Here is a 6,604-nt window from a genome sequence, read left to right on the forward strand (position 1 = left end):
ACGAATCGGTCCGGGTCGCCGGGGGCGCACCACTCGAGCCAGAGCGGAAACCGCCGTGACTCCTCGACGCGGTACAGGCCTCTGAACGACGCCAAGTCCGCCAGGCGTAATTCAAGACCGGCGAAGCGAATCCATCCTCGCATGCTCCCCTTCTTCCGGGCGCCCAGCGTTTCGTACACTGGGAAGAATACCCGCGTTTCCCGCGAGGGGTCGTCTCCCGTTGGCCCGATGACGATCGAGGACGTAAATTCGTTGCCCCCCTCGTCCTGCTCGTATCGCGCCCGGAACGTCCGCCCTGTCGGCGATGCATCGAAGACGGCGGCCAGATAGGCGTCGTGAAACAGCCAATCGGGCACGTCGTCCGGCGCCTGCGTCGGATCGATGGCTGTAATCGGGACCGTAGGACGCACCAGCACCCGCCGGTCTTCCCTGACATGTTCGGTCGTAACCTCTTCCAACGATACCGTGGCATATTCTTGATTCACGCGCGCGACCCGCGCGTCCTGAAATGCGCGCGACCCGCACAAGGGAACAACAATGAGCGCGAAGGCACATCCGGCGAAGGTCGCGAGCCGCAGGGCATGCGCCCGCCACGCCGGCCGCGCGGTCTCGAGGATAGACCGAAGAGTCCCCTGCGTTTGCTCCTCGCGAAGCGCTCGCAAGCCGTCCCAACCGCGGTTTACGGCATACCCGGCCAGCCAGAACGGGATGAAGAAGAGATGAAAGCAGTGCCGCAGCTGGAACTGCAGGGAAATGTAGCCGCAGAAGTACAACACGCAAAGAAGCACCGCCCAGGCGTGGCGCATGTTACTCAGGCCGAGCATGGCCAGCGCGATGCCCGCCAGCCCGCACAGGACCGCGCCGCCGCCCGCGCTGAGCACCCGCGCGATGCGCCAGGTCGTCCGCGACATCGGGTCATGAAGCAGGCTTGGATATTCGTCCCGGCCCGGGCCTCTCAGGATGCGCAGTACCCCCGCATAGCCCCGCGCCAGCATGTCCGCCGGGAACGTGGCCGCCATCGCCAGGACGTACCGGTTGCCGGCCTTGGCCGCTTCCCGGCTGAGAAATGCTACGGGCGCGCCTGCATCGAGCGCGCGGCGCGCGTAACTCGACGTTGTCGCGTGTATGTAGCGGTCATCGCAGAGCGCAAGGTGTTGATACGAGGCCCGGCCGACGCCCAGGTGATCTTCGAGGCCCACTGCGAAACCGCCGATGATGTGGTGCGACGTGGTCGGGCCGAATTGCCGGATCGCGGTCAGGATCGGGAAAGAAGACAAGACAAGCACGCAAAGGAAAAGCCCGACCGCCGCCACACGCCAATAGTAACGCAGCGGGGCGGCAGACGGCGCGAGACACAGAATAACGAAGAGCGCCGGCGGGATGCTGGTGAGGATATCCTGACGGAATCCGAGTCCCACGCCGACCACCAGACCGAGCAGCACCGCGCTCCCCAGGAGTCGCGCGCGCGTCACGCCCCGTTTCACCATCAGTCCGAGCAAGCCGATAGCGGCAAAGGCAAAGAAGGCCCGGCTGTAATCGCGCAGGTTGGAAAGCGTGGCGAGCATGCCCGGCGAGAACATGCAGAGCAGTGTCGCCGCTGCGCTGATCCAGCGGTTCATCCCGAGGCGAAAGACGCCGTACAATGCCGCGGCCGTCGCGCAGAAGAACAGGAGCAACACCAGCCTGAATACGCCCCAGGAGACCCCGAACACGCGCCACGCCGCCCCGACAAGGTACAGCAGGTATTGATGGCACGCGTGAAAATCCGTGAGAGGTGCGGTTCCGACGGTGCGCATCGCTTCCGCGTCAAGGGCCCACTGCTCCTGCGTTACGAACGCGTGCAGCGGCGGGTATATCCCATCCGGGGCCCAAAGCCCCCGTCCCGACGCCCACAAGACCGCAGGCGACAAACAATAGGGGAATCGCCGCACGCCATGCAGGACGTCTGTGTAGCCGTAAAGAAAGACCGCGCCGCCGACCGCACAGAGGAGCATGACGCCGCAGAAGGCGCCATACCGCGCGACCCACGGCCGGAGAGTCCTTTGATGCATGGCCATCTCCCTCTTATGCGCCCAGCCTGCCATCGCCGCGCGCGAACGAACAGCGCCTTCCCCCGCCAACGGCATCAACCGGTCAAACCTCGAACCATCGGAACCGCAACTTGCCCCGCCCGCATCACATCAAAGGCAATGCACCGACGGACGCGACAGGGAGACCGCGATTTCTTTTCGCGATCACGCCACGGCGCAATCGGACTGCCTGACACGCTTCGAGGCCCGCCTGGAAGGGGCAAACTCGCTCAAAACCTCCTCGCTCCGCTATTAACAGCGTTGTGCGATCACGTTTATGCCGTGTCCGCCCCCCATCGCTCGAGACACAAAGTATACCAATGCGAGCGCCGCATTGACCAAAGGCCCGTGAACCAACTCACACACGCGAAATACACGCCAACTCAGCGGGTCGGGGCGCACGCTGACTATCGAGAAGCCCGATTCCTCGAGCAACATGCGCAATCCTTTCTCGCTGAAGAAGTATAGGTGCTCCGCGTGATAAATGGTCTGCACGGCGCGGGTATAGCGGCCCAGGGTCAACCGATAGCTCCAATCCGCCAAGCGAAAGAAAGGCGACGAAAGGGAGGGGGTGCGCAAGAACACAAGTCCCCCGGGTTTCAACAGCGCGTGAATGTCCCGTAGTCCCTTCGCGGCATCGTGAAAATGCTCGATCACGTCCATAAGGGTCGCAACGTCAAAAGCGCATTCCCCGAATTGCACCCGCGCGTCCGTCGTGTCGCCATGGCATACTCGCTCGGCGCCAAACTGTTCTCGGGCCACCGCGCAGGCTTCACTTGACACGTCGCAGCCGAACGCTTCAAAGCCGGCTCGGGTGAGTTCGGACATCATCAGCCCGGTGGAACACCCCACATCCAATACGCAACCTGCTTGACGGAATGCCTGCAGGTATCTTGCACGCTCCGCGAGTCGTTCACGATTCGCAGCCTCGTGGTCCGGCATGCCCGCGCCGCAGAAGTCCTGATATCCCTGGGCGTGAAGCAGCGCCGACTCTTCCTTGGACGGCGGCATCCTGAAGCGTATCCGCGACTCCGGGCATTCGTAAATGCGCACAACACGCGTGGGCACGCCGAACGCCGAGTACACGGGCTGCGCGGTCTCAAAATCATATATCGACCGGGGCGACACATGACGGAGCGATGGCACCGGGCTTCGTGGCTTCTGGCCGCCGGGTGCGTCTCCGGGTTCGGCAACCGGGGACGCCGCGTCATTCGGTTGGTCGGTCACGCCCACTCTGGTCTTCCTCGCTTGGATACGCCCCTCATCGGGAACCGTAAACCCCTCCGGTGCCGTCCAGCCGGCCCTCGAATACTTGACAAGGCTTGCCGGGAATGGCCAACTCGGGGCTCGCCTGCAACCGCGCAGAACACTGGTACATCCGCCAGACGTTGCGGCCCGGCCCACCGCGTAGGAGCGCGCGACGCGGCGGAACACACCGGAACGCGACGCCCTACCCCCAACGTCCGCGTATGCGCGCTTCTCTCCGCTTCCACGCACATAATATACACGCTTCGCGTATGAATGAATAGTGCGGCCGACCGCCAGGTCCCGAAAGAACCGGACATGGGTAGTTGCGCCATGATAGCCTGGTATTAGCGGGTGCGGGCTCGAAATGCCGGCCTTACGGTAGCCACGTTGGTTGTCCCCAGCCGACAGAGTCGGACCCGATTGGAGGAGTCCGCGCTGCGGGAGCGCGCCGTTGTGTTTGCAGCATTCGCGGGCGGGCCCGTATTATCCGTTCTGGACGCTGCGGAAGTAATGCAATAAGGAGCTTTCTGAGCATGCCCCCTCTTACCCAGGACATCTTGTGCGTGGTTGCGGCCATAGTGATTTTGTGGAAATGTGCGGACTGGTTCGTCGAGGGCGCGGTGGCGATTGCGGAAAAGCTGGCGGTGCCGCAGATGCTGGTCGGGCTGGTAATTGTGAGTCTGGCGACTACGTCCCCGGAACTAATGGCTTCCGTGTTGGCGGCATTGCGCGGCATGCCCGAGGTGGCGCTGGGCAACGCGGTGGGCTCGGTTACCGTCGACGCGGCGGTGGCGCTGGGGCTCGCGGCGCTGGTTGCTTCGACGCCGCTGGTGGCCGAGCCGCGCCTGTTCCGCACGAGTGCGGTAATGCTCGTGTGCGCGATTATTCTTGCCTTCGTCATGTGCCTGGACGGCGTGCTTGCGCGTTCGGACGGCCTGATGCTGCTGGCGCTCTACGTGGGCTACGTCGTTGTGTCGTACATGCGGGTGCGGCGGGGGCGCGCGGCGGCGGACGAATTGCCGTTCGAACCGCCCGACGAGAGGCTTGTCCAACTGTCCGCGGGAAAGACAGCGGCCTGCTTCGGCCTGGGCCTGGCGGGCGTGCTGGGCGGCAGCCACCTGCTGCTGCAGGGCGCGGTCGGCATCGCCGGGGCCGCGGGCGTGCCGCCGGTGGTCGTGGGCCTGACGATCGTGGCCGTGGGCACGTCCATGCCCGAGATCGCGACGTGCCTCGCGTCCGCGTTGAAGAAGCAGAGCGGCATCGGCGTCGGCAACATCCTTGGCGCGGACATCCTGAATCTGTGCTGGGTCGCGGGCATGTCCGCGATCGCGAACCCGTTGCGCGCCGAGATGCGCGTTATTCTGGTCATGTTTCCCGCCGTCGCTGTCATCGTCGGCATGATGCTGATCATGCTCCGCTGGGATTACCGTCTGAGCCGCTGGAATGGGGCTGTGCTCTTGGCGCTGTACATCGTCTATATTGCGGTCCTGCTGGCTTTTTCGCCGCGCGAGGCGCCGATTCCGGGGATTGGCCCGTCGTGACCCCGCGGGAGAAGCAAGCGCGCGGAAGCCGGTGTGATCCGACCGCCCCGGAAGACCGTCTGCTGGACGGGGGGCTCGATGCGGCGTTGTTCGATATGGACGGCACGACGACCGCGACCGAGGACGTGTGCTGCCTGGCGCTGGAAGACATGTTGCGGCGCATGGCGGGCGTCACGGATGCGGCCGCGCCGCCGCGCCTGGACCGCGACCGCGACTATCCCGCGCTGATTGGCTACAGAACGCGGGAGAACCTGGAGTACCTGGGCGCGCAATACGGGCATTTACTCTCCGTCGATGCATCCCTGCGCGCTTTCTTCGAGGCTGCGGCGTGGCATCTTGGGCCGTGCGCGGAGCCGGCGCAGGCCGCTGCGACGCGTGCGGCACTGGCGGATTTCGGGCTCGGGCAGTTGCTGGAAGAGCGGCAATTTCAGGTGCTCATCACGACGCTTGGCGGACCCGCGCCGGAAGGCATCCTGGATGTTCTCGCGTCCCGGTACGGTCCTGCGTTCCGCGCGCGCTGGCGCGATCACTGGCCACAGGCCGGCCTGTTGCTCTACGCCTGCCTGTACCACCGCCGCCTCCTCAGCGACGACGACCCGATGATCGCGCCATTGCCGGGCGTAGGCGTGTTCATGGCGCTGGTCAAGGGCCGTCTCGGCGCGGACGCCGCGCGCTGCCACCCGTTGCTCGCGGGGGCGCTCCCGGCCGGCGCCGAGATCGCATGCAGCCCCGCGCAGCTCGGCGCGCTCGGCGCCCTGTTCGAGCGGCGGCCCGCGAAAACCGCGCTCGTAACCACGTCGTCGTCCTACGAAGCCGGGCACGTCTTGCGGCACGTTCTTTCCAAGTTGCGCCGCGAAGTCCCGGACTGGGGATTGCCCCAGGAGCGCCAGGAGCCCCTGCTGACGCTGTTCCAGGGGCCGGAAACCTGCTACGACGCGATTGTGACGGCGAACGACATCCCCGAAGCGCGATTGAAACCCTGCGGCGACCCGTACGCGCTGGCGCTGGCGCGCCTCGACATCGGCGCGGACGGATTGCGCCGCGTGGCCGGATTCGAGGATACGGAGCCGGGCGTCATCTCCCTGCGCGCGGCGGGCGTTTCGCTGGCAGTGGCGTTGCCCTTTGAAGGCACGCGCGCGCACGACTTCCGGGCCGCGGCGCATGTCGCGCACCGGGGCTTTCCGGAAGTTCTGCTGTATCACCACGCGTTTCTACCGGAGCAGGCGTTTCAGGACGCGCATGCGGCCTCGCCCGCGGATTGACGCCGCCGGTATCATATGATAGCGTTGCCGCGCGAAGCGCAGGCATCTGGTTCAACTGCAGGAAGGAAAGCGTCCGGCCTATGGCAAAACACTGTATCAACGCCACGGATGGCCCGCCCGCCAAAGGGCCTTACTCGCACGCCGTCATCGCGGGTGACCTCGTTTTCGTGTCCGGACAGGGTCCGTTCACGGCGCAGGGCGTCTCCTATGGCACGCTGGAGCAGGAAACGCGCGTCACCTTCGACAATTTGAAGAAGGTGCTCGCCGCCGCCGGGTGCGGCCTTGAAGATGTCGTGAAAGTGACGGTATTCCTTGCGGACATGAACGACTTCGCCGAGTTCAACCGAATTTATCAGGAGTATTTCCCGTCGGGGTGCCCTGCGCGCAGTTGCGTGCAGGTGGGCCGGCTGCCGCTGGATATCAAGGTCGAAATTGAAGCGGTGGCGCTGGCAGGGAACAGGGAATAGGGAACAGGGAACAGGGA

General features: G+C 65.0%; 5 protein-coding genes. 3 read left to right on the forward strand and 2 right to left on the reverse strand.

The genetic code is table 11. The annotated features are described in order from the left end of the window. Nucleotides 1-2,051 (reverse strand): hypothetical protein (locus KA184_13800; protein ID MBP8130648.1); only part of this gene is annotated, 2,051 nt, incomplete at its 3' end. A 270-nt stretch (nt 2,052-2,321) separates the two neighbouring features. Then, nucleotides 2,322-3,296 (reverse strand): class I SAM-dependent methyltransferase, encoded by a 975-nt coding sequence (locus tag KA184_13805; protein MBP8130649.1) that lies wholly within the window; start codon nt 3,294-3,296, stop codon nt 2,322-2,324. Between the two features lie 554 nt (nt 3,297-3,850). On the opposite strand from KA184_13805, the gene KA184_13810 reads away from it, so the two are divergent. From KA184_13810 to KA184_13820, 3 genes are all read left to right on the forward strand, one after another. Further along, entirely contained in the window at nt 3,851-4,858 is a 1,008-nt protein-coding gene (locus KA184_13810; GenBank protein MBP8130650.1) for a sodium:calcium antiporter, read from the forward strand. Continuing rightward, entirely contained in the window at nt 4,855-6,120 is a 1,266-nt protein-coding gene (locus KA184_13815) for a hypothetical protein (GenBank protein ID MBP8130651.1), read from the forward strand. Before KA184_13810 ends, KA184_13815 begins: the two co-directional genes overlap by 4 nt. A gap of 80 nt (nt 6,121-6,200) precedes the next feature. Further along, nucleotides 6,201-6,587 carry a Rid family detoxifying hydrolase gene (locus tag KA184_13820; GenBank protein ID MBP8130652.1) on the forward strand — a complete coding sequence of 129 codons (387 nt, stop codon included), beginning with the start codon at nt 6,201-6,203 and terminating at the stop codon, nt 6,585-6,587. The last annotated feature ends 17 nt before the right edge of the window (nt 6,588-6,604 follow it).

It is taken from the genome of Candidatus Hydrogenedentota bacterium (genome assembly GCA_018005585.1).
In the GTDB taxonomy this organism is placed as follows: Bacteria; Hydrogenedentota; Hydrogenedentia; order Hydrogenedentales; family JAGMZX01; genus JAGMZX01.

Coding starts and splice junctions, on each gene's coding strand:
- KA184_13810 (MBP8130650.1), top strand. CDS start 3,851: ATGCCCCCTCTTACCCAGGACATCTTGTGCGTGGTTGCGGCCATAGTG.
- KA184_13820 (MBP8130652.1), top strand. CDS start 6,201: ATGGCAAAACACTGTATCAACGCCACGGATGGCCCGCCCGCCAAAGGG.